Origin of the sequence: Thalassospira profundimaris (assembly GCF_003326795.1) — a bacterium.
Lineage (GTDB): Bacteria > Pseudomonadota > Alphaproteobacteria > Rhodospirillales > Thalassospiraceae > Thalassospira > Thalassospira profundimaris_C.
The window spans coordinates 75,734-98,785 of the sequence record NZ_JPWI01000008.1; the positions used below are offsets into that span (position 1 = coordinate 75,734).

At 54.0% G+C, this 23,052-nt stretch carries 22 protein-coding genes; 11 read left to right on the plus strand and 11 right to left on the minus strand.

Features of this window, described 5'->3' with window-relative positions; genetic code table 11:
• Window positions 1-74: 74 nt before the first annotated feature.
• The 3 genes from TH30_RS13100 to TH30_RS13110 form a co-directional block, all read right to left on the minus strand.
• Window positions 75-1,070: a TapB family protein gene (locus TH30_RS13100; RefSeq protein WP_147251993.1), complete on the minus strand. Its 996-nt coding sequence runs from the start codon at window positions 1,068-1,070 to the stop codon at window positions 75-77.
• Between the two features lie 109 nt (window positions 1,071-1,179).
• On the minus strand, window positions 1,180-1,965 hold the full coding sequence (locus TH30_RS13105) for a hypothetical protein (RefSeq protein WP_114098550.1): 786 nt from the start codon (window positions 1,963-1,965) through the stop codon (window positions 1,180-1,182).
• A complete protein-coding gene (locus TH30_RS13110) occupies window positions 1,955-2,485 on the minus strand; it encodes a sigma-70 family RNA polymerase sigma factor (RefSeq protein WP_114098551.1) in 531 nt (176 codons plus the stop codon). Before TH30_RS13110 ends, TH30_RS13105 begins: the two co-directional genes overlap by 11 nt.
• Before the next feature lie 198 nt (window positions 2,486-2,683).
• Between TH30_RS13110 and TH30_RS22115 the strand changes: the two genes are divergently transcribed.
• Window positions 2,684-3,427: a hypothetical protein gene (locus TH30_RS22115; RefSeq protein ID WP_258548720.1), complete on the plus strand. Its 744-nt coding sequence runs from the start codon at window positions 2,684-2,686 to the stop codon at window positions 3,425-3,427.
• Window positions 3,428-3,644: 217 nt separating this feature from the next.
• Here TH30_RS22115 and TH30_RS13125 read toward each other — a convergent pair whose 3' ends face one another.
• A complete protein-coding gene (locus TH30_RS13125; protein WP_114098553.1) occupies window positions 3,645-4,859 on the minus strand; it encodes an NADP-dependent isocitrate dehydrogenase in 1,215 nt (404 codons plus the stop codon).
• Window positions 4,860-5,281: 422 nt separating this feature from the next.
• On the opposite strand from TH30_RS13125, the gene TH30_RS22120 reads away from it, so the two are divergent.
• A complete protein-coding gene (locus tag TH30_RS22120; protein ID WP_181850277.1) occupies window positions 5,282-5,455 on the plus strand; it encodes a hypothetical protein in 174 nt (57 codons plus the stop codon).
• 151 nt (window positions 5,456-5,606) lie between these two features.
• Here the strand turns inward: TH30_RS22120 and TH30_RS13130 are convergent, their stop codons facing one another.
• Window positions 5,607-6,113, minus strand: a complete 507-nt coding sequence (locus TH30_RS13130) for a MarR family winged helix-turn-helix transcriptional regulator (protein ID WP_258548721.1) — start codon at window positions 6,111-6,113, stop codon at window positions 5,607-5,609.
• Window positions 6,114-6,260: 147 nt separating this feature from the next.
• On the opposite strand from TH30_RS13130, the gene TH30_RS13135 reads away from it, so the two are divergent.
• A complete protein-coding gene (locus tag TH30_RS13135) occupies window positions 6,261-6,989 on the plus strand; it encodes a hypothetical protein (protein ID WP_114098555.1) in 729 nt (242 codons plus the stop codon).
• An 11-nt stretch (window positions 6,990-7,000) separates the two neighbouring features.
• Window positions 7,001-7,705: a glutamine amidotransferase gene (locus TH30_RS13140; protein WP_114098556.1), complete on the plus strand. Its 705-nt coding sequence runs from the start codon at window positions 7,001-7,003 to the stop codon at window positions 7,703-7,705.
• Here TH30_RS13140 and TH30_RS13145 read toward each other — a convergent pair.
• A complete protein-coding gene (locus TH30_RS13145) occupies window positions 7,686-8,357 on the minus strand; it encodes a TetR/AcrR family transcriptional regulator (protein WP_114098557.1) in 672 nt (223 codons plus the stop codon). The genes TH30_RS13140 and TH30_RS13145 overlap by 20 nt on opposite strands.
• A 96-nt stretch (window positions 8,358-8,453) precedes the next feature.
• Between TH30_RS13145 and TH30_RS13150 the strand changes: the two genes are divergently transcribed.
• The 6 genes from TH30_RS13150 (at window position 8,454) to TH30_RS13175 (ending at window position 17,177) form a co-directional block, all read left to right on the plus strand.
• Window positions 8,454-9,557 (plus strand): HlyD family secretion protein, encoded by a 1,104-nt coding sequence (locus TH30_RS13150; protein WP_114098558.1) that lies wholly within the window; start codon window positions 8,454-8,456, stop codon window positions 9,555-9,557.
• Window positions 9,557-11,158, plus strand: a complete 1,602-nt coding sequence (locus tag TH30_RS13155) for a DHA2 family efflux MFS transporter permease subunit (protein WP_114098559.1) — start codon at window positions 9,557-9,559, stop codon at window positions 11,156-11,158. The genes TH30_RS13150 and TH30_RS13155 overlap by 1 nt, the downstream gene beginning before the upstream one ends.
• 405 nt (window positions 11,159-11,563) lie before the next feature.
• Window positions 11,564-13,159 (plus strand): arylsulfatase, encoded by a 1,596-nt coding sequence (locus tag TH30_RS13160; RefSeq protein WP_114098670.1) that lies wholly within the window; start codon window positions 11,564-11,566, stop codon window positions 13,157-13,159.
• Window positions 13,160-13,166: 7 nt separating this feature from the next.
• Entirely contained in the window at window positions 13,167-14,171 is a 1,005-nt protein-coding gene (locus tag TH30_RS13165) for a formylglycine-generating enzyme family protein (RefSeq protein ID WP_220150315.1), read from the plus strand.
• A gap of 51 nt (window positions 14,172-14,222) precedes the next feature.
• Window positions 14,223-15,041: a transporter family protein gene (locus tag TH30_RS13170; RefSeq protein WP_181850279.1), complete on the plus strand. Its 819-nt coding sequence runs from the start codon at window positions 14,223-14,225 to the stop codon at window positions 15,039-15,041.
• A gap of 282 nt (window positions 15,042-15,323) precedes the next feature.
• A complete protein-coding gene (locus tag TH30_RS13175; protein ID WP_147251999.1) occupies window positions 15,324-17,177 on the plus strand; it encodes an autotransporter outer membrane beta-barrel domain-containing protein in 1,854 nt (617 codons plus the stop codon).
• A gap of 229 nt (window positions 17,178-17,406) precedes the next feature.
• On the opposite strand, the gene TH30_RS13180 is transcribed toward TH30_RS13175, so the two are convergent.
• Both TH30_RS13180 and TH30_RS13185 read right to left on the minus strand, forming a co-directional pair.
• Window positions 17,407-18,378: an EamA family transporter gene (locus TH30_RS13180; protein ID WP_258548722.1), complete on the minus strand. Its 972-nt coding sequence runs from the start codon at window positions 18,376-18,378 to the stop codon at window positions 17,407-17,409.
• 187 nt (window positions 18,379-18,565) lie between these two features.
• Complete coding sequence (locus TH30_RS13185) at window positions 18,566-19,606, minus strand: D-cysteine desulfhydrase family protein (protein ID WP_114098673.1); 1,041 nt, start codon at window positions 19,604-19,606, stop codon at window positions 18,566-18,568.
• Window positions 19,607-19,749: 143 nt separating this feature from the next.
• Here TH30_RS13185 and TH30_RS13190 point away from each other — a divergent pair, with 143 nt between their 5' ends.
• Window positions 19,750-20,733 carry a LysR family transcriptional regulator gene (locus TH30_RS13190; RefSeq protein WP_220150316.1) on the plus strand — a complete coding sequence of 328 codons (984 nt, stop codon included), beginning with the start codon at window positions 19,750-19,752 and terminating at the stop codon, window positions 20,731-20,733.
• Window positions 20,734-20,764: 31 nt separating this feature from the next.
• Here the strand turns inward: TH30_RS13190 and TH30_RS13195 are convergent, their stop codons facing one another.
• From TH30_RS13195 to TH30_RS13205, 3 genes are all read right to left on the minus strand, one after another.
• Window positions 20,765-21,826 carry an NAD(P)H-dependent flavin oxidoreductase gene (locus tag TH30_RS13195; protein ID WP_114098562.1) on the minus strand — a complete coding sequence of 354 codons (1,062 nt, stop codon included), beginning with the start codon at window positions 21,824-21,826 and terminating at the stop codon, window positions 20,765-20,767.
• A 183-nt stretch (window positions 21,827-22,009) separates the two neighbouring features.
• A complete protein-coding gene (locus TH30_RS13200; RefSeq protein ID WP_114098563.1) occupies window positions 22,010-22,255 on the minus strand; it encodes a tautomerase family protein in 246 nt (81 codons plus the stop codon).
• A gap of 82 nt (window positions 22,256-22,337) precedes the next feature.
• Window positions 22,338-23,051, minus strand: coding sequence for an SDR family NAD(P)-dependent oxidoreductase (locus tag TH30_RS13205; RefSeq protein WP_114098564.1), 714 nt, complete (start codon window positions 23,049-23,051; stop codon window positions 22,338-22,340).
• Window position 23,052: the final 1 nt, after the last annotated feature.

Here is a 23,052-nt window from a genome sequence, read left to right on the forward strand (position 1 = left end):
CCTCGGTCGGAAATGTTGCTTAAACCCGGATAAAAAGCCCCAACCCGTTAAGGATGGGGCTTTGATATTCAGGTTTATTTCGTGACTGCTGTCTTGTCGGCAACTTCGTCCTCGATCACCCAACCGTCATTGGTGCGACAGGCAGATTTGATTTGCTGGCTGGTGCGGTTGTGGGATGAAAGTTCCTGACGATAAGTCCGGCACCAGACCCCCTTGTCGGTCTGAACGGTTTTGAGCGGAGTGACGGCAATTGTGAGCTCTGCAACTTTGGTTCTTTCCTGATCGCCGGAATTATTGCTTTCAAGTGCGGTCTGAACCGTCATGGCAAGCTGATCGCGGGCCTTTTTCGGGATCTTGGCCGGTGCCGGGCCATAAGTCAGAAGTTCTTCGCTATGATCGGTTCCCGAATTCCAGGAACGGTCACGTTTGACGTAAAATCCGATTTCTGGCGCGTACCACCATTTTGTGGTCTGCATCCACCATTGTTTGTAATAGCGCGAACATTCGATGACATAGGTGTCAAAGGTGCCAGCAGGGACGTCAACCGTCTCGGTCGCGGGCACCTTGCAGGTCAGCCACTGGTCATAGCTGCTGGTTTTTCCTGTATCGGGATCAATGTTTTCCGAGACAGTCGAAATACGAACCATCTTGCCATATTCCAGCGGCCACAGGCTTTCGGAGCCTTTCTTGATGGTGGCTGATCCGGACCGCTTGCGATCTTCCTTGTCGGTATAGGACCATTCAAGATTAGGACCGGTGAAATCGGCGCTGGTCTGGAACAGATAATCACCGCCGCCATTCCAGACAAAGTTTTCGCCCTTGATATCCTCGACATAGATTGCGCGTCCGCTGTCATAGACAAAGGCATCCCCGATGCCGAAATCAGGAAGCGATGCAGGGGCAAGATCGGGGCCGGTATTCTCGGTCTTTTCGGCATACTGACCCATGCCGTCATTGAGTTCATTGAGCTTCGCGCCAAATTCATCAAGCGTTTGACACGCTCCGAGTGATGCGATGCCCAAAACGCAAGAAAGCGCCATAAGGTGGCGCTGAATAGTCGGCTTATTCATCTTCCTGATCCTGCATATTCTTTTGGTAGATTTTATGTCGCTTTTTTATCTGGTGTCTTGTGCCGCAACCGACAACGACGAAACCCCTTCTTCGTCGTTGTCGGCTGTCTTAGAGTTTGTGTTTCGAGGGGGTAGCTTCCTCAAGGTCGGGAAGTTCAACGCCGGGAATCAGGCGATAAACCGTTTCCCACTGTCCTTCGCCCGTGCGACAGGCACGGCCATAAAAACCGTCCTGGGTTGCGGTGGCCGCATCGACCGGGAAAGTCACCCGATATTCACGGCAGAAACGCCCGCCCTGACGGAAGGTCCGCAAGGGTTCGATCTGGATGTCGGATGCGCTGTCGCGGGTCTGGTTCTGCGCCAGTGCAACATGACGGATGTCACCGCTCAGGGTTTTTTCAAGGGTCAGGCTGATTTCGCGATCAAGAACCGGATTACCAATCTGCAAGAAGGACGCCAGATGGGTGTCGGTCTTTGGGGCCAATACCACCGGATCATTGGTCAGGTTTTCATTGAACCAGTTGCCTCCAACAAAGGCCAGCAAGACAGCGGCAGCCGCACCGACGCCGGTCCAGATCGCGGTATTGTTGTTTGCAGCACGCGCCTTAAGCGGACTTTCGGTCTGCTCATGGGCGGGATTTCTTTTGGCAACCGGCTTCTGATCAAGGATGTCGGCGATGCTTTTGCTCAGTTCCGGATAGACCCGGTCATTCAGCAAGCGGTCAGACTGGTTGCGCAAGACAATCGATTGCCCGGCCATGATGTTGAATTGCCGCGTCAGGACAGGACAATTTGCAATCCGGTCTTCAAGCTTGCGGCATTCCGTCGGCGCAAGTTCACCGTCGATATAGGCTGACAACAGGACGTAATCCTGTTCCTTGAGTTCAGTGGTCATGGCGAACCTCGCTGGATGCCGTCATATTTGTCAAATTGCTATCGTCGTCATGCAGGGCGGCCAGTATCTTGCGGGCGCGTGCAACGCGGCTCATGACCGTGCCATCGGGAACGCCCAATATGTCGCCAGCTTCGCGATAGCTGTATCCTTCAATCAAAACCAGTGTCATTGCCGCACGCTGATCTTCAACCAGTGATGCCATGGCTGCTTGCAGGAAAATCCGGTCGGTTCCGCCATGGTTTTGCATGGGAAGAGCCGTTTCACGCGCATCTTCAAACGAAATGACATTGCCACGTCGCTGGTCACGGCGCTTCTCGTCAATCCAGCTTGTCTGGATGATGCGATAAAGCCAGCTGTCAAGTCGCGTGCCCGGTTCGAATTGTTCGATCCGTTCGACCGCCTTTATATAAGCAGTCTGTACCAGATCCTCGGCAGCGACGGCGTCGCGCGTCAATGACCTGGCAAACCGCAAGGCACGTGGCAGAAGATCAGCCAATTCTGAGCGAAGTGCGGTGTCCAAACCTGATGTCCCGTTTCGGTTTTCTGGGTTCTATTGTGCATATAACGTTCGCGCGGGGCTGTTTCTTCCGTCACAGTTTAAAAAAAGTTTTGAAAATTATTTTCGAGGTTGGGGAAGAATATGTTCAACCGGTGCGTTGTCCCAGCAAAGAACGCGAAATCCTGGACAACGGACTGGAGCTTTAAGATGGCAATCCAAATGAACAAATCACTTCGCAACAAGATGGTGACGGCTGGAATTCTGGGCTTTGGTGCCTTTGCACTGGTTGCAGCTCCGGTCTCCTTTGATTTCACGAAGTTTGACCTGTCGGGCAATACCGCCGTTGCGCAAGGCAATGGTAATGGCGGTGGCAATGGAAACGGCGGCGGTAACGGTGGCGGTAACGGTAACGGTGGCGGTAACGGCAATTCCGGCGGCAATGGCGGTGGCAACGGTAATGGTGGCGGCAATGGCGGTGGCGCCAATGGCGACAGCGGTTCGGGCGGCCCCGATGGTCCGGGGAACAGCGGCAATGGCAATGGCAATGGTGGTGGCAACGGCAATGGAAACGGTGGTGGCAACGGTGCCGATGGTCCAGGAAACAGTGCCGCAGCACGGTCAAGCGCACAGGGTCTTGGTCTCCAGTCCGGGGGCGTAGGACGGGGTGCGGCTTCGGCCGAAGGTGAAGAAGGCGAGGAAGGCGAAGTTGGTGGAAAAAGCATGCCGCGGGGTATTGCAAATGCGCCTGGACTTGCCGGCGCGTTGCCGCCTGGTATCCAGCGCGTCTTTGGCGCGGCGACTGGCCCTGACGTTGATCCTGATGTCGAGCAGGAAATTATCACCCATGGCTGGAAAGAGCTGACCCGCCCGGATTCCGGCGATACCGGGGACACCCCCGATGATGGCGAGCCGGATACCGGTGACACGGGAGACACAGGTGATACCGGCGATACCGCAGCATAATAGTTCCCACGCAAAGCAGCTGATCCTGCTTTGACCGCTGCGGTCTGCACCCAGACCGCAGGTAACTGGAAACCCCGCCTGGTCCCCCGCCGGCGGGGTTCTTTTTATCCGCAATCAACTGGCAGAAATGCAAACCAGGGTGACAAAGAAAAAGCCCTCGCCGAGTGATCGGCGAGGGCCTTGATATTTGGCAAAGCAGCCAGCGTGATCAGATTGATCAGGCCATTGCAGCTTTCAGACCTTCGTCCAGTTTGTCGAGGAACTGGGTGGTGGTCAGCCATTTCTGGTTCGGACCGATCAGCAGTGCCAGATCCTTGGTCATGAAGCCTGCTTCGACGGTATCGACGCAAACTTTTTCAAGGGTTTCTGCAAACTTGACGACTTCCGGGGTACCATCGAACTCACCACGGTACTTGAGACCCTGGGTCCATGCAAAGATCGACGCAATCGGGTTGGTCGAGGTTTCTTTGCCCTGCTGGTGCTGGCGATAGTGGCGGGTAACGGTGCCGTGGGCCGCTTCTGCTTCAACGGTCTGCCCATCCGGGGTCATCAGAACAGAGGTCATCAGACCAAGCGAGCCAAAGCCTTGCGCAACGGTGTCAGACTGAACGTCGCCGTCATAGTTCTTACAAGCCCAAACGAAACCACCGTTCCATTTCATCGCACATGCAACCATGTCGTCGATCAGGCGGTGTTCGTAGGTGATGCCAGCGGCTTCGAACTTGTCTTTGAATTCAGTTTGGAAAACTTCTTCAAACAGGTCCTTGAAGCGACCGTCATAGGCTTTCATGATGGTGTTCTTGGTCGACAGGTAGACCGGCCAACCGAGCGACAGACCATAGTTCATGCAAGCACGTGCAAAGCCCTTGATCGAATCATCAAGGTTATACATCGACATCGCAACGCCCGAAGACGGGAAGTCAAAGACTTCGTGTTCGATGGCTTCGCCGCCGTCTGCCGGCTGGAACTTGATGGTCAGCTTGCCTGCGCCCGGAACCTTGAAGTCGGTCGCACGGTACTGGTCACCAAATGCGTGACGGCCGATAACGATCGGCTGGGTCCAACCCGGAACCAGACGCGGAACGTTGTTGCAGATGATCGGCTGGCGGAAAACGGTACCGCCGATGATGTTGCGGATGGTGCCGTTCGGCGACTTCCACATCTTTTTCAGGCCGAATTCTTCAACGCGCTGCTCATCAGGGGTGATGGTTGCGCATTTGACGCCAACGCGGTGTTCCTTGATGGCGTTTGCCGCATCAATGGTGATCTGGTCGTCGGTCTCGTCACGTTTCTGAACCGAAAGATCGTAGTATTTCAGGTCAACGTCGAGATACGGAAGGATCAGCTTGTTTTTAATGAAGTCCCAGATGATCCGGGTCATTTCGTCGCCGTCAAGTTCGACGATCGGATTCTTAACTTGAATCTTGCTCATAGAATACTCCCTTGCTGGCCGCGGCCGGAATGCAGCGCGGCTGCCATTCAAGATGGTTAATCTTTGTCTTCCGGCGCGCGAGGGAGCGCCCTGGCCGCGTCGGGAGCCCGCAACATACAGGAACCCATCAGAAAATCAAAGAGGGCGACGCAACTTACCTGTAGTCATTCGTTCAATTGCGGATTCTTGTGTTGTAAGAAGGTGCGTTTGTGCGGGTTCGCGCGTTGGAAAAGCGCATGTTTGTCCGGCATTTACGGGCATGATTGCGCAAATTTCAAAGCAGGTGACAGATCAATTGTATTTTGCAGTGCGCATGATCCGGATCAAAGAAGGTCGAACCGAAATGGTTCTAAACTGCATGCATTGATGCAAGGCGGCGAAGACTCCGCCACGCATTAAGGTTTGGCAAAAAGGGGGCTGTCATGAACTTGGCGACCGAAAACATCATTGTTCTGATCATCTGCGTTATCGGCTTTTGCCTGCTTGGTTTCGGGTTTACCAATCGTGATCGGAACTGGGGCGTCACTATGATGTGGGGCGGCGTCCTGACCATGCTTGGTCCGATAGCTTGGCGACTGCTGACCCTGTTTGCATAAAAAGTGTCAGATACTTTTAGGCGCGGGCTGCTCGCAGATCGGGCAGTTCTTGAAGTCTTCTGATCCGGTTCTGTTCTGGATAAGGGGCTAATCGCGCAGAATTTTTCTCTTCGTGCGACCAATGGGGCACTCAACGCCGATTAGCGCAAGATTACTTTTCGTGCTCAACACAAATTTTTTCAGCGTCCTTGTCTGACAACGGCACGTTCAAAAGCCCGCAACGATGTGACGCGCCAGCGTGTTCGGGGTTGTCCGTCCGCAGGAAAAAGCGGCAGCTTGCACAAATTCCAAAGCTTTTCGCATTGTTACGAAGGATTGCCTCATTCAGAACGTGTGAAAGGGCCTCTTGCAGGGACAAGCCGTTCCGGGTTGCTTCGATGCAGGAAGCGAGTTTTTGCCGCGGGTCATTTGTCAGGTGCTGTTGTCCCAGTGGGGTAAGGGCAATATCCACCGAGCGTTTGTCGCGAGCACTGGGCGTGCGCTTGATGCACTCTTTTTTCTCCAGTGAAATCAATGTTTGGGACACCGTCCCGCGCGTTGAGCCGAGATATTCTGCAAGTGCGGCTGGCGTTCTTGAAAAGCGGTTGGCTTTGGCAAGATAGCGTAATGCTTCCCATTGTGCCGGGTTTAGCTGGCCTTTTTGTTCTTCGGCCTGCATCAGGCGGGCGATCCGTTCGATCAGATCTGCCGCCTTATGTGCGTCGGTATTCATTTTGATAGCTACTCGATACTAAATAATTGACCTTCTCGCGGTCTGCGAATATAGATAATAGCGACTCGATACTATTATCACAAGGATCGCAAAATGACTGCACGTATTCTCCCCTTGGCTGGCGCCATCCTGATTTCAGGATTGATTGAAAGCTCAGCATATGCACACCAGATTGAAGCTCCCCTGACTGCGGATCACCCTGCATTTGACATTCATCATGCAGATATCGTTCGCAAACATACAAGCCTTGAATTCACCATGTATTTCAAGGGGCGTCCAGGAACCAAAACACCAGATGCACACGGACAATTGGCAGGCGCTCCGGTGTGGTCATATGTGTGGCCAACCTCGATTGATACCTCTGTAATCGGTTTTGATGCAGATGCTGGTATTCTGTCGTTTGCGGTAACGTCTCATCCAGACTTTGATGACACACCTCTTTTTGATGAAGACGGTGATGGAGATCCGGAAAATGACGGCCGTCGCTGGCATTCGCATTGGGTGGTTCTTGTGCCGGATGACGCCTGTGGGCAGAACGGGTTGAAGGTGCGCGATATTCCCGAGGGCGCAACACCCAACCTACCCAAAACCTGGCCGGGCCTTCCTATTCTGATCGACAGTCCCGGTTGGCATCCGCGCTTTACCCAGGACAGTCTGGTCGTGACGGTCCCATTTGATGCACAAGCTGATCTTGAAGGGGCCAATTTTGATGCGGTGACGGCTGCCTTGCAGGTGAATGCCAGCGTTCATGATCCACTTTTGTGTGTGACCGATGTCTTTGAAGCTGCCGGTGGTTTGAAAATGCCCGGCACGATAAACTAAGGGAGCCGCCGATGGGGAAAACAGCAATCGCCATTCGTCATGTCGGGTTTGAGAGCCTTGGTGCTTTTGCCCCGGCGATAAGGGCAGCGGGATATGAAATTCTCTATCATGATGTCGGTATCGATGACCGGGAACGATTGGCAACACTGGACCCCGATCTATTGATCGTCCTTGGGGGGCCCATCGGCGCGCATGATGAACGCAACTATCCCTTTCTTACGGATTATATCCGTTTTATTGCCAGTCGACTGGAACGTGGCTGGCCGACGATGGGAATCTGCCTTGGCGCACAACTGATTGCGCGGGCAGCCGGAAGCCGTGTGTATGCCGGGACAGTGAAGGAAATCGGTTTTTCTCCGATTACACTTACCGAAGCCGGGCAGAAATCATGTTTGGCGGTTTTTCATGAAAGCCCGACAACTTTGCACTGGCACGGTGATACTTTTGATTTGCCGCGAGGTGCGCAGCTTCTGGCAAGCAGTCAGCTATATGAAAACCAGGCCTTTTCCCTGGGTGAGAACATTATTGCGTTCCAATTCCATCCAGAGGCAACATCAACTGGTTTTGAGCAATGGCTGATTGGTCACACAGCAGAACTGGCGGGTGCTGGTATAAATATCCCCCGGCTTCGCGCTGATGCGAAGATGCTTGGGGAGTCACTGGACAAAAAGGCCGGCATTGTCTGCAGGTCCTGGCTCAATCAAATTCAGGTTTGATTGGCGAGCCATCTGCGTGGCTATTGCCAGGTTCAATGCCATAGCCGCGCAGAAACATATCGACCGCAGCGATGACATGGGCATGCAAATCTTTGGCCTGAGGTTCCCATCCCACATAGGTCATTTGCCGGAAGTCATAGTCGGCCTTAAGCAGGCTGGTGAAAAAGACAGCGGCCTGTTTCGGATCGTTCTTGGGAAACTTGCCTTCTTCCATCTGGCGTTCGAAATAGGATGTAATGATCCGGCGACCGGTCATAAGGCCGCTTTCATAAAACACCTTCCCAAGGTGCGGGAAGCGGGGCACTTCGGCCAGAAACAGCCGCATATAGCGAATGGTGTCTGGCGTGGTCAAAAGCGTCATCAAGGTTTCGCCAAAATGAATAAGCGCCTGCCGCAACGGCAATTGCGACAGTTCAAGATCGGCCATGATTGATGTGATCCGGCCGGTGCAATCGCGAATGACCGCCTCGAAGACACCATCCTTGTTGCCAAACAGCTCATAGATCGTTCGGCGTGATCCGCCAGCCTCGGCCGTGATCATTTCCAGTGTCGTGCCCGCAAGTCCATGTTCGCAAAACAGTTCTCTCGCCGCCTCGATCATGGCTTCGCGGCGTTTCAGTGTTCTGGGGTCGATCTTTTTTGCGTCAGACAAATGATTTGTTCCAATTCGGTACTTGACGGTTGGTACTGATTGGTACCATAAATGCACAAATGGTACTGATCAATACCAAAAGGATTTAGCAGGACAATGAGTGTGAAGAAAATCATCCTGCCCCTGATCGCTGTGGCGGTTATCGGTGGCGGTGGATATTACGGGTTCTACTGGGTGACCGAGGGTCAGTACTTTGAAAGTACCGACAATGCCTATTTGCAGGCAGACGAGGTTGCCATCTCACCCAAGGTATCTGGCTATGTTGGCGAGCTTGCAGTTGAAGAAAACCAGTCGGTCCGCAAGGGGGATCTTCTGATGTCGATCAAGGACGAGGATTATCGTCTTGAAGTCGCGCAGGCGACCGCAACCCTTGAAGCGCGCCAGTCTGCTGTGACTACCATGGACGAACAGATCACCTTGCAGGAAGCCGCAATCGAGCAAGCTGGTGCCAATGTTCGCATTGCCAGGGTCGAACTGGATCGTACGACCGAGGATTTCCAGCGCTATCAGGATCTGGTCAAAAAGGGTGCGGCAAGCCGTCAGAAATTCGACTATGCCAAGGCCGACCGTCAGAAAGCGCAGGCACAGGTTGCTGCGGCCAATGCGACGCTGGCCGTTGAAAAGGGCCGTCTGGGTGTTTTGCGCGCCCAGAAGATCGAAGCCGAGCGTGCCGTAAGTCAGGCTCAGGCAGCCCGCAACCTGGCGATGCAGGCACTTGATGACACCAAAATCTATGCCCCGTTTGATGGCGTGGTCGGGAACCGTTCGGTTCAGACCGGCGCGCTGGTCCAGCCGGGCGAGCAGCTTCTGGTTCTGGTGCCGTTGCCGGGCGTTTATGTTGTGGCCAATTTCAAGGAAACCCAGATCGAACACATGGCCCATGGCCAGAAGGTCCGGATTGAAATAGATGCATTCCCGAATGCAGATATCACTGGTCAGGTCGAAAGCTTTGCCCCGGCAACCGGCGCACAATTCAGCCTGTTGCCGCCGGAGAATGCGACCGGCAATTTCACCAAAATCACCCAGCGTGTGCCGATCCGTATCTCGCTTGACGATAGTAAATGGGCGGCTGCCTTGCGTCCGGGGCTTTCGGTTGTGGTTGATGTCGATACCCGCGATGCTGACGGATCCCGGCATATTGCAGGATCGGGACTTGCCGAAAATATCATTCCGTCCACGGAAGTCTCGGAGCTTAACTGATGAGCGGTTCGGCAACCAGCGCAGGCCCGTCCGCACCGCAAGCCATTCCCGATGCAGGCCAGCACGTGGACAATGCCCAGTTCATTGGCTGGGTGGCGATGGTTGTGGGGATGTTTCTGGCGATCCTGGATATTCAGATCGTGGCGAGCTCGCTTGAAAACATTCAGGCAGGCCTGTCTGCCAGCCCCGATGAAATCGGCTGGGTTCAGACCAGTTACCTGATTGCCGAGGTCGTGATGATCCCGCTTTCAGGGTTCCTGTCGCGGCTGTTTTCTACACGCTGGCTGTTTGTGATGTCGGCAATCGGTTTCACCGTCATGTCGATTGCGTCGGCCTTTGCCTGGTCGATTGAAAGCATGATCTGGTTCCGTGCGGCCCAGGGGTTCCTTGGCGGGGCGATGATCCCGACCGTCTTTGCCACGACCTATATCATTTTCCCGCCCGAAAAGCGCAATGGCGCATCGGTGATGATCGGCCTGATTGCGACCATGGCACCGACCATTGGACCGACGCTGGGCGGATTCCTGACGCAATCGATGTCCTGGCACTGGCTGTTTCTGATCAATGTTGTGCCGGGCCTTTTGATCGCAGCTGTGGTTGCCCTGACGCTCAGGATCGACAAGGGCGACAGATCGCTTCTCAAGGGGTTTGACGTTACCGGTCTTCTGGCGATGGCAGTGTTTCTTGGCAGCCTGGAATATGTTCTGGACGAAGGACCCAAGGATGACTGGTTTGATGAAACCGCAATTATCTATGGCACGATTACCTGTGTGATTGCGGGCGTCTTTTTCTTTTGGCGCATGTTCAGTTACGACAAGCCGATAGTTGATCTGAAGTCCTTTTCCGATCGCAATTTTACCATGGGCTGCATTTTCAGCTTTACGCTTGGCATAGGGCTTTATGGCAGTGTTTATATCATGCCGCTGATGCTTAGCCGCGTGCGAGGCTATGACAGTCTTGAGATCGGTATGATCATGGCCGTCACCGGTGTTGCCCAGTTCCTTTCGGCCCCGATTGCCGGTCGGTTGACCGCGAAATTCCCGCCGCGTGTGGTGCTGGGGATCGGGCTTGTGCTTTTTGCAACCGGTCTTGCCATGCACGGCTTCAATACCAGCGAAGTTTCGTTCAACGAGCTGATTTTCCCGCAGATCGTGCGCGGTGCCGCCTTGATGTTTTGTATGCTGCCGATCACCAACCTTGCGCTCGGCACCTTGCCGCCCGAAAAGATCAAGAATGCCAGCGGGCTTTATAACCTGATGCGCAACCTTGGCGGCGCGATCGGCATGGCGGCAATCAACACGCTTCTCGATAAGCGCATTGACTATCATTTCTCGCTTCTGTCCGAGCATATCAATCCGGCAAGCAACGCCTTCAAGGAATATCTGGCAACCGTGATCGCACGCTATTCCGAGATGGGCATTGCCGATCCGCATGCCGCGGCTATGAAGTTCATTGTCAATCTGGTCAATCGCGAGGCATCGATCATTTCGTTTAATGATGTCTATCTTGCGATGGCCGTAACCTTCTTTATCGCCTTCTTGTTGCTACCATTTGCCAAACCACCGCGCGCGCAGGCCGCTGGTGGCGGTGGCGGACATTAACAAACAGGAATACGCATCAGAAACGGGCCGCACATTTATTCCCCGACCCCGCGAGCTTTTCCCGCTCGAGTGCGGCCTGGCCGGCCCCCGTTTTACGGGGGTCGGCATTTTTTTATTTGTTGCGGATTTGTGTATTAGTTGGGTTTTTGGATTATCTTATTCAATTTCAGGTGGTTGTGCGGTATCATGGACGAAATATAAGAAAAGCCCCACCGGATACGGATACAACTCGGAGGCATCTGTTCCGTTGGCGACACATCGTCTTGGTCCCGCATCTACCAAAACCTGAACGTGATGGTCGTTCCTGTCCTGAAGGAAACACGTTGCCGCTCTCAATACCACCGACTGGTATGGATGCGGTCATTTGTGTGCACATCACACATGCCCTGTTTCAAGGAGCAGACGATGAAGCGATTTCTATTTACAGCAATGCTGACATGTTCGGTTATCGGAACGACAAGTGTCGTATCCGCGCAAGATAACTCGGGACAGAACAAACCCAATATCCTTGTGATCTGGGGCGATGATATCGGCTGGCAGAACGTGTCCGCCTATGGTCTTGGTACCATGGGCTACACGACACCCAATATTGACCGTGTTGCCAATGAAGGTATCAAGTTTACCGACCATTATGCACAGCCCAGCTGTACTGCTGGGCGCGCTGCCTTTATCACCGGTCAATATCCGATCCGTTCGGGCATGACAACGGTTGGGCAGCCCGGTGCAACACTTGGTCTGCAAAAAGAATCTCCGACGCTTGCCGAACTTCTCAAGGAAGAAGGCTATCGCACCGGTCAGTTCGGCAAGAACCATCTTGGTGATCGCAATGAACATTTGCCGACGGTTCACGGATTTGACGAATTCTTTGGCAATCTTTATCACCTGAACACGCAGGAAGAGTCCGAACAGCGTGACTACCAGCGTTTCGCCAAGGACTTTGCAGGTTCGGTCGAAGAATATGACAAGCGTTTTGGCACGCGCGGCGTTCTTCACAGCTTTGCCACCGACGAAGATAACAGCACCGTTGATCCACGTTTTGGCCGTGTCGGCAAACAGATGATTCAGGATACCGGCCCGCTGACACAGGAACGCATGAAGGAATTTGACAGCGCCGAGGTGATCCCGGCTGCCCTGAGCTTCATGACCGCTGCGAAGGACGCCAATGAACCGTTCTTTGTCTGGCTTAATACCAGCCGCATGCATCTATACACCCGCCTTGATGACAAGTGGCGTTATGCCGCCGAGGAATACACGTCCGAGGCCGATTATCACGGCAGTGGCATGCTTCAGCATGACCACGATATCGGCACTGTACTGGACTGGCTGGAACAGCAGGGTCTGGCTGACAATACCATCATCTGGTATTCGACCGATAACGGTCCGGAACATGCATCATGGCCCCACGGGGCAACCACGCCGTTCCGCGGTGAAAAAATGACGACCTACGAAGGCGGTGTGCGCGTTCCTTCCATGATCCGCTGGCCGGGTAACCTGCAACCGGGCCGGACCCTGAATGGTATTCAGGGCCATCAGGACATGTTCACATCCCTTGCCGCGGCGGCAGGCATCGACGATGCAGCCAAAAAGGTGATGGATGAACAGAGCCAGTATATCGATGGTGTGAACAACCTGCCGTACTGGCAAGGTGAAACGGACAAATCAGCCCGTGATCACATCTTCTATTACTTTGAAAGTCAGCTGACGGCTGTGCGCATGGGGCCATGGAAATGGCACTTTGCCACCAAGGAAGACTATTACGACAACATGACACCGCGTAACTTCCCCATGGTGTTCAACCTTCGGATGGATCCGTTCGAAAGTTATGACAGCATCGATTCCTATGGGCATCTCGCCCAAAAGGTATCCTGGCAGGTCCAGCCGATGAATGTCCTGATTGCCGATCACCTGCAAACATTGGCGAAATATCCGCCGGTACAGGGCGGGGCCACATTTGACATGTCGCGTCTTGTGGAAGATTTCCTTGCCAAAGGACGACAGTAACGTGGGAATGCGTTTGATACCTGATCAGCCCGGCCGTTTGGGCCGGGCTGTCCCGATCTTGCTGGCAGTGCTTTTTTCTTCTGCTGGCGCACTGGCCGAAGAAAAGCCGATGCCCGAATTTGTCGAAATCAAAGGCGGGACTTTCATGATGGGGGATACCCGTCATTACCGCGAGGAAACGCCGGTGCATCGGGTGACTGTTTCATCCTTTACCATCAGTCGAACTGAAATTACCAATGCCCAGTTTGCCGCCTTTGTTGCGGAAACCGGATATGTGACCTCGGTCGAACGGCCGCTCGACCCGGCTAAATATCCGGGCGTTCCAGACGAACTCCTTAAGGCGGGGTCCATGGTTTTTGCCCAGCCGACCGATGATGTGGATATGGGCGATCTGCGCAACTGGTGGCGCTATATCGCCGGGGCAGACTGGCGTCATCCGGCCGGACCGGGAAGCACGATCGAAGGACTGGAAGATCATCCGGTGGTGCAGGTCTCCGTCGAAGATGCCCGTGCCTATGCCAAGTGGGCTGGCGGGCGACTTCCGACCGAGGCCGAATGGGAATTCGCCGCGCGCGGTGGTCTTGATGGTATGGATTACAGCTGGGGTGACAGCTATAGCCCGCTTGAAGGATGGAAAGCAAACAGCTGGCAGGGAACCTTTCCGAAAACCGATCTGGCAGATGACGGACATCACGGCACGGCCCCGGTCGGCAGTTTTGACCCGAACGGGTACGGGCTTTCGGATATGGCGGGCAATGTCTGGGAACATGTGTCGGACTGGTGGGTGCCCGGGCATCCCCAAACCGATCAAACCGATCCCGATGGCCCACCTTTAAAGCTTGCGGCGCGCTTTGCCAGTCCTGCGGTCGGTCCGATGACCGTGGTCAAGGGCGGATCGTGGCTTTGTGCACCGAATTTTTGTCTGCGCTATCGTCCGGCTGCCCGACAGCCCGCCGAAAGCCATATCGGGTCAAACCATATCGGATTCCGGATTGCACGTGATGTGAATTGAAACAGGGATCGAAGAGGTTTCTGCCGCTTGTGAAGAACGAAGGAGACAGTGATGTCCAATCTGTTGAGAAGACTGTCGATCACTTTTCTGGGCGCATTGACCTGTGTTTGCGGGTTCTCGTCCCTGACATTGGCGCAGGAAGGCGATGCCGATCTTGCCAAGAAACTGTCAAATCCGGTGGCCAATCTGATCAGTTTGCCATTTCAGGCCAACTATGATCATGGCTATGGTTCCGAAGACGGCAGCAAGTTCTATGTCAATGTGCAGCCGGTCATGCCTGTCAGTCTTAATGAAGACTGGAACCTGATTTCGCGGACGATTTTGCCGGTCGTTTATCAGAATGACATCAATGGCAATAGCGGTACGGATACCGGCATCGGCGATACGGTACAAAGTTTGTTTTTATCGCCAACTGAACCGGGCCCCGGCGGGCTGGTTTGGGGGCTTGGGCCTGTTTTCCTGTTGCCCACTGCATCGGAAAGCAGCCTTGGTCTTGATCAATGGGGCGCAGGACCGACGGCGGTCGGATTGTTCATCAAGGATGCCTGGACGGTTGGTGTTTTGAGCAATCATATCTGGGGCACCGATGACGGATCGGCAGCATCGGCAACGAATGCCACATTCCTGCAGCCTTTCATCAATTACACGACGCCCGATGCATGGACCTTCGCACTTAATACCGAAAGTACCTATGACTGGAACGCCGAGAAATGGTCGGTTCCGGTCAACGGTATTGTGTCGAAACTGGTCGATGTTGGCGGGCAGAAAATCAGTCTGGGTGCTGGCGTTCGCTATTGGGTCGATAGCCCGGATGCCGGTCCTGACGGATGGGGGGCACGGTTCATCCTGACGTTCCTGTTCCCGAAATAGCTGCCATTCAGGGGCAGGAAGCGGCCGAACGGGGCTTGGTCGATGAACCCTGAACGAACAGAAACTCGTTCGGGGTTCTGATTGTCACTGTAAATTGTCTGCATGCAGATGCTTTTCCTGACGCAAATTTGCGCTAGACTGAACAATAAAAGAACCGGGTGGTTGGGGTTGGTTAAAAGTAGACGGCGTTCCGTTATCGGGGCGTGAGAAGGATTGCGATCAAAATAGTGCCATGGTGAGAAGCCGGTAAATGGCCATTGCAATCAAAGCGGGGAGCTGGGCGTGCGGCGATCAAAAGTGTATCAGTATGCGATGTGCGGGGTGGGCGCATTGCTGGTAAGTGCATCAATGTCCGCGGCGCGCGCAGCCAGTTGCTCGGCCGAAGGCGGGTTGATTTTCCTTGGCAAGACCTCGGATAAGGCAAATTCCTTGTGGTTGTCAGGCACAAGTTCAGGCGCTTTTCGTCTTGATGCCGCCGGGACAACCAAGGATACCTGGAGCCAGACACGTGGCGGATTGCATCTGACGCTTTCGGACGTTGTTTCGCCGGGAAATGGTGGTGTTCATCACCTTTATGACAATAGTGGTTCGGGCTGTTTGCTTGACAGTCAGAACCAGCGTGGCGGATTTAACCTGCCGCCGATCGGCAAGCTGTTTCCCGATTTCCTGACACCCGAAATTCCCGTGGCGACCAAACCGCCAATCTGGATCGTACCGCCGGTCGGGATTACCCCGGAAATTCCGGTCATAAGACCGCCGGGGATCGGGATTACTCCGGAAATTCCGGTCATAAGACCGCCCGGGATCGGTATCACGCCGGAACTCCCGATTATCGTCGCGCCACCGGTTGATGTCATTCCGCCAATCGGTGTATTGCCCCCGACGGGGATTACCCCGGAAATTCCGGTGATCACTCCGCCGCCGGTTGGTATTACGCCGGAAGTGCCGGTTGCTACCAGACCACCGATTGGGGTGTTACCCCCGACAGGGATCACGCCGGAAATTCCGGTGATCACCCCGCCACCGGTCGGTATTACGCCGGAAGTGCCGGTGATTACATCCCCGGACCCCGAAATACCAACGGTTCCGCCGACGATCAGTGTTCCCCAAACCGTTGCCAATGCCGAACTTTCAAAGCGGCCGGAGGACTTCCTTGCCGGTGATACCTGCGCCATTCTTGAAGGTGGCGGGCAGCTTTATCGTAACGAAGACGGTCTTGTTTTTACCGCCCCCTGTACGCTTGTCCGGCAGGGCGGATATCAGGGAATTACGGTTGCCTCCTTGCTTGAGCAATCAGATGTGCCTTTGACATCCGGGCGGCAGTTCGTGGCCGAACCCCTTTGGAATTTCTGGACAGAAACGCGCGGCGTCTATGCCCGGGACCGGCGTCACAATCTGGATATCGAAGGATATAGCGGATCAGTTATTGCGGGATTTGATCGCAATTTTGATAACGAAACGGTTGTTGGCGTTTCCGGATCGTTTGAAAGCAGTGGCTCTGACGGTTATGACGGCGGGCTTGTCAACGAGGCCTATGGTATTTCCGTCGGGCCCTATTTTGCCCATCGTCTGTCACGGGAATGGGCGGTTCAGGGATCGCTTGGCTATATGCTGCGCCATAACGATCTTGATGTTGTGGTGCTTGAGGGCGACTATTTTTCCCATCAGCTGTCGGCTGCCACCGCCCTTCACGGGCAGTATAATTATAAGGACTGGACGCTGCGTCCGCGCGTCGGCCTTTCCTATGCCGAGACCTTTACCGAGGCCTATGATCTCAGTGGTACTGTGTCCAATACCCCGGTCAAGGTCGATATCGGTTCGGATCATTTCAGCTTTGGCGAGGCCGAAATTGCCGGTGAGGCCAGCACCTATGTCGAGCTTGAGGGCAATCTTCTGGGCATACCCTATGGCGAGCTCGGCCTGCGTTATGCCTTTGACCGGCCCAATGACGGCAAGATCCTTTCGGGGAACCTGACGCTTGAGGAAACATCAGACGTGACCGGTACATTGCGCGGCGGGATGCGGTTTATTTATGATGACCGGATCTATTTTGATGTCGGGGCGGGCTATCTCAGTCTCGGGCAGAACGGCCTTGATATCTGGGAAGCCAAGGCACGTGTCTCATTTGCCTTCTGATCGCTTGCCCGGACAGTTGCACGCCCAAAAAAAACGCCCGGGTGGGGACCCGGGCGTTTTGACCTTTCGGGGGAGACTCCGAAAGGGGCAAGATGCAATGGGAACATAACGACCGGGGAAGTCGTACGGTATCTCCTTGGGACAAGGGGATACGCATCTTGCAGGGATCGACATTACGCCGGTTACTGGTCGAATACCGGGACGGGGTCAAAGGCGCCCGGTAGTCCAATCAGGTGGCCTTGCCCGGTGTCGGGGCAGGTGCCGCGATTTTTGCCAGTGCCTTGAGTTTCGCAGCATGGCGGTGTTTCGATACTGTTATCTGAATAATCCCGATCATCACCAAAAGGGAAGAGATCCAGAACACACTGTCATGGGTCGGTGGTGGCGTGAGGTCGAACCGCGATGCCAGCATCTCAAGCGCCAGAAGGACAAAGGGCAGGATCGTGGTCGACAGGATGTATTTCTCGATCCCTGCGACCTTGACAGAACGAAGTGACAAAACCATCGCAGGCCCGCGAAACAGAACCCCGATCAAAAGCCCTGCCAACAATGTTTCGGTGCCAAACAATCCGGCGGTGGAAATGTACGGGATCGGAACCGGACTGATCCGTTCGATAAAGGACGGCACGATCAGGAAGACTGACGCGGTAATCAGCAACAGGACGCCGGTGAAGCGCAGATGTGCCCATGTATCCTTGATCTGGTTATCAGGATGAAGTTCGGCCAGAACAGTTGATGCAATGGCGGTGACTTCGGATGCCAGCATCAGCAACACGGCTGGGTTGGAAAAGCCACCGGGTAAATGCCATGCCATCCACACAGCTCCCGAAATCAGGATCGCATGGCCCAGCCATTCCGACCGTCCCGGCGTGCGCCCAAGGATAAAGGTCGCGGCAAGGGCGGCCATCGGCATGCCGGTCTGCGACAGAATGCCGCTTTCCGGTGCGCTGATGTAAAGAAGCGACGCTGTCCAGGTTACGCCGGTCAGAACCCGCAAAACCCCATAGGCCCAGTTGATCGGAAGGGTGAATTGCCGCCAGGGGATCCTGCGACCGGGCGCAAGAAGCACCAGCGATACCCCGCCAAACACCAGTTGCCAGCATGTCATGGCATAAGGATCAATATCAAAGCTGGTCAATGCAATCCGGTTGCTCACCAAAAGCAGCGACCAGATCAGTGTGGTGCTGAAAAGCAAGATCATGACGGACATATGAAGAATTAAAAAAAGTTATGAAAATGATTTCGTATGCTGCACCATATAAGGAAAAATATCGACAGAAATATTTGGCTAAATTACTGAATTTAATCCATGAAGAGTCAGGTCTGCTACTTTCGGAATTTGGCCGACCTGATCTCAAATTCGCAGAGACATTGGCGATTGACGATTACTAGTCGAATGCCGGTTCGTCCAGAAAGTGATTGGCATAGGCAAAGATGCCCGGAGATCCGCCTGTCATTAAAAACAGGATTCTTTCGCCGCTTTGATAGTGACCGGAAGAGAGGTCCGAAAGCAGTCCGGCGAAGGCTTTCCCACCATATACGGGATCAAGAAAGAGCCCTTCTGTTCTTGCCATCTGGTGAACAGCGGCTTTCATGGCGTCTGTCGGGATTCCATAACCGTCCCCCAACTGTTCGTCAGATATCTCGATATCCATTGGATTGGCTTCAACAGAGGAACCAAGCAACTTCAACACAGCCTGTGTTTTCTCAACCGTCGCAGCATGAGCAATTTCTTTTGGCGCGAGGACAGAAAATGCTTTGATCAAAGCGGGATTTTTACCTGCCAGGTACATCCCTGCGGCAAGGCCTGCATGGGTGCCGGAACTTCCGTTTGGCAAGACAATTGAACTGACACTTTGCCCAAGTGCACGCATCTGATTCTCTATCTCGAACGCACATAGGGCATAACCGAGGGCGCCGATCGGCGATGAACCGCCCAGTTCGACGAGATAGGGATTGCATCCGCGCCGTGACAGTTTGGCAGCAATCTCGTGGGCAAATTCTCGGCCGGTTATCCCGGTTGGGACAATGTGGATGTGCGCACCCAATATACGATCAAGCACCATGTTGCCGTTACGTGCGAAGTCATTGGGCATTGAACTTGTCGGCGATGTCAAAACCAGATCACATTGCAAACCAAGCTTCGCGCAAACGGCTGCTGTCAGTCTGGCAAAATTTGATTGTAAACCGCCAACGGCAACCACGGTATCTGCACCCCTGTGCAGGGCATCACCCACAATAAATTCAAGTTTTCGCAGTTTGTTACCGCCACCACCCAGTGAATTGAAGTCATCGCGTTTCACAAATAACTGGATGTCTTTGGCTGGCAGTCCCAACGTTTGTTCAAGGCGTTCCAGACGCTGAATTGGTGTGGCGTCGTCCAGCAGGCTGACCTTCGGAAAGTGATCAAGGGTATCGTGCGAGAACATTGTCATCCCTTCTTTGCGGCAGTGAATAAGAATGTGATCGCGCGAACATTCTGAAAATATGATAGTTTTCATATGCGGGATTATCGGTGCTGATCACTGAGCGGATAAACGTCCCATAGATATTTACTTGCTGCAGTTTTGTTGTGAATATCTATCAATCAGCACTCAGCATCCCGAAAATCGGTGTAATCATGGACCAAATTGACTCAATCAAGGTATTCTTGGCTGCGATAGATGAAGGCAGTCTTGCCGGTGCAGCACGCCGTCTGAACAGGTCGCCAACGGCTGTTAGCCGTGCTTTGAATGCGCTTGAAAGTCATGTCGGTGCGGACCTGCTTTATCGAACAACAAGGTCGCTTCGTCTCAGTGAAACCGGCGAACATTATGCTGCTGCCTGTCGGCGCATTCTTGCCGATCTTGAAGAGGCAGAAATGGTGGCTGGAGGTGAGCGCTCCGCCCCAAGGGGAACGGTTACAATATCTGCGCCACCATTCCTGGGCGAAGAAGTTTTAAGGCCAATCATCGATGAGTTCCTAAAGGAGTTTCCGACGGTTTCTGTCCAGTTCCTGATGCTCGACAGGTTCGTTAATCTGGTAGAGGAGGGCGTGGATCTGGCGCTTCGGATTGGTGAGCTATCAGATTCTTCGAACGTCGCCACAAAGGTCGGCACCGCTGTTCGACGCGTTGTTACGGCTTCGCCCGACTATCTGCAACGCAATCCTCGCATCCATGAGCCAAAAGATCTGGAGAAACATCAAATCATCGCATTCTCCCATTTTGGACTCAATGCCTGGACCTTTTCGCCCGGACAAACAGGAAAAATCCCCAAGACCATAAGTTTTACGCCGCGCATCATCGTCAACAGCATTCGCGCCGCAGTTGGTTCAGCTGTTGCTGGTTTGGGGCTGACGAGATTGTATTCGTACCATGTTGCCCGGCAGGTATCCGCCGGGCAGCTCAAGATTGTTCTGGTTGACGCCGAAGCACCACCTTTGCCCGTACATTTGATTGCGCCGCATGGGAGAATGGCGGTTCCAAAGGTGCGTGCCTTTGTTGACTTTGCAGCACCGCGCTTGCGTGCTTCGCTTGCCAAGCTCGAAAAAGATGCCCGCTCGCTGGATATATAGGGACGCACGACACCGCTATGGTGAAAGTGGATTACCCCGCCAGTTCGGTTGCAAGTGTCTGCATCAGCTTTGCTGTCGTCATTGGCCGCGCAAGCGGGGCACCTTGACCAGCCCATTGCGCGCCGAAACCGTGCTCGTTTTGCGCCTTGGCTGCGCTGTTTAACGCCTTGCCCGCATCATAGGTCACCGGATAGTCGGGGACTTCCCCGTCAGATCTGCTTTCCGCCCAAGCGGTAAATTTGTTGGCAAGGCAGCGCGCAGGTCGACCAGATATTGCCCGCGTCATTACAGTACTGCTTGCAGATTCTCCGGTGAACCTTGCACGATAAGTAGCGTCGGCTTTACTTTCGTCACAGGTCACAAATGCTGTGCCCAACTGCGCGGCAACAGCGCCAAGACCAAGTGCAGCCCGTATGCCCGATCCATCCATAATGCCACCTGCGGCTATGACCGGAATGGAAACTGATTGAGTCAGAATCCGGGTCAGTGCCAGGGTTCCCAGTTTGCTGTCAAAGCTGTTTTCATCGAAGCATCCCCGATGCCCTCCGGCTTCCCAGCCTTGTGCAACAATCACGTCAATGCCCGCGGCTTCAATTTCCAGCGCTTCTTTCGGATTGGTCGCAGTTGCAAATGTCATAATGCCCCTGTTTTTGATTGCATCGAGTTGATCGGGACGGGGCAATCCAAAATGAAAACTTATGACGCGCGGGCATTCTTCAAGCAGCATCGTGTGCATCGCATCGTTTGTCAGAAATGTTTGGTAAATCTCTGATAGGTCGTTGGGTGCCGATGCGCCGAACCGCGCGAATTCGGGTTTCAGGGTATCCAGCCATTTTTGTTCTTTTATCGGATCACGAAGTGCTGGTTTGTGGCAGAACACATTTACGTTGAATACACCGGAGGAGAGCGCCTTTACCCGCTGGATTTGCGCGCGTGCGTCATCCACAGTGCTTGCGCCAACCGCGATTGAGCCCAAACCGCCAGCGTTTGTGACGGCGGCTGCCATCTCCGGCGTCGAGACACCTGCCATTGGTGCCTGAACCACCGGAATTCCGAGATCGAGCTGTTGAAAGGAATTTCCAATCCTGGTCATCGTTCTGTCCCCGTTTTCGATGTGCCAAAGCAGCGCGCTGATATTTGGTGCCGAAGGCGCTCAGCAATCAGGTTTTGCTGACAAAACCAGCTTGAATTTGCTCCGGTGTGCTGAATTTTCACCATGAACAATATGCCTTGCCCGTTGTAACCAGGCAGGCGCGACGGGCAAGGCTTTCTGAATTCAGATAGTGGAAGATTTTCTCTGCGCCAGTAACTGACGATAATGCTGGGTCGGCATACCGCCCCATCCCCAGTTTTCCAGATCAACTTCCTCGATAATCACATATGTGGATTCAAGCGGTTTATTCAGGACGTCGCGCAAGACTTCGCTCACGCCCTGAATGATTGCGGCTTTTTCTTCTGCGGTCACTTTGTCGGAACCGGGTTGGGTACCTTCGCGTGTAACCTGAACTGTTACGATCGGCATGTTGATTACCCTTTGTAAAATGTGATCGGGGGGGCAGGATCGATCCCGAAAGTCGATCCTGCGTTTGTGATCGCGTGAACGATTACCAGCGACCTGCGGCTTGACCGCCGTCAACATGAAGGATTTCACCCGTGACGAAGTTGGCGTTTTCAAGGTAAAGCACGGCATCAGTGATGTCGCTGATATTACCCATCCGTCCAACAGGGTGGAGTTTCGAAAGGAATTCGTGGGATTCCTCGGGGTGCATCGGTGTTTTGATAATGCCTGGCGACACTGCATTCACTCGGATGCCGTTCTGCGCAAATTCGATCGCAAGGGATTTGGTAACGGCATTCAACCCGCCTTTCGTCAGAGACGCCAGAGCAGACGGCATGCCGGCAATCGGCTGATCGACCAGACTGGTGGTGATGCTGACGATGTGGCCGGAACCCTGCTTGAACATTTCGGCAGCAGCAAGGCGGGTGATGTTAAAGAAACCGGCAACGTTGACGCCCAGATTATGGTCGTAGTCTTCCTGCGTCATTTCAATGAACGGTTTCGCCAGAAACACGCCTGCATTGTTGACGAGCGTGTCGATACGGCCAAAGCGTTCGAGGCCTTCACGAACGACTTGTTCGGCAGTTGCAGGATTGCTGATGTCGCCTGCAACAGTCGCCACATCAATCTCGTTACCTGGCTTGATTGATCGGGAAGTTGCGACAACGTTGTAATTGCGGTCACGATAGGCTTGAACAAGTGCCGCACCCATACCCTGGGATGCGCCGGTGATGATGACTGTTTTTTTCTGCGTGGTCATA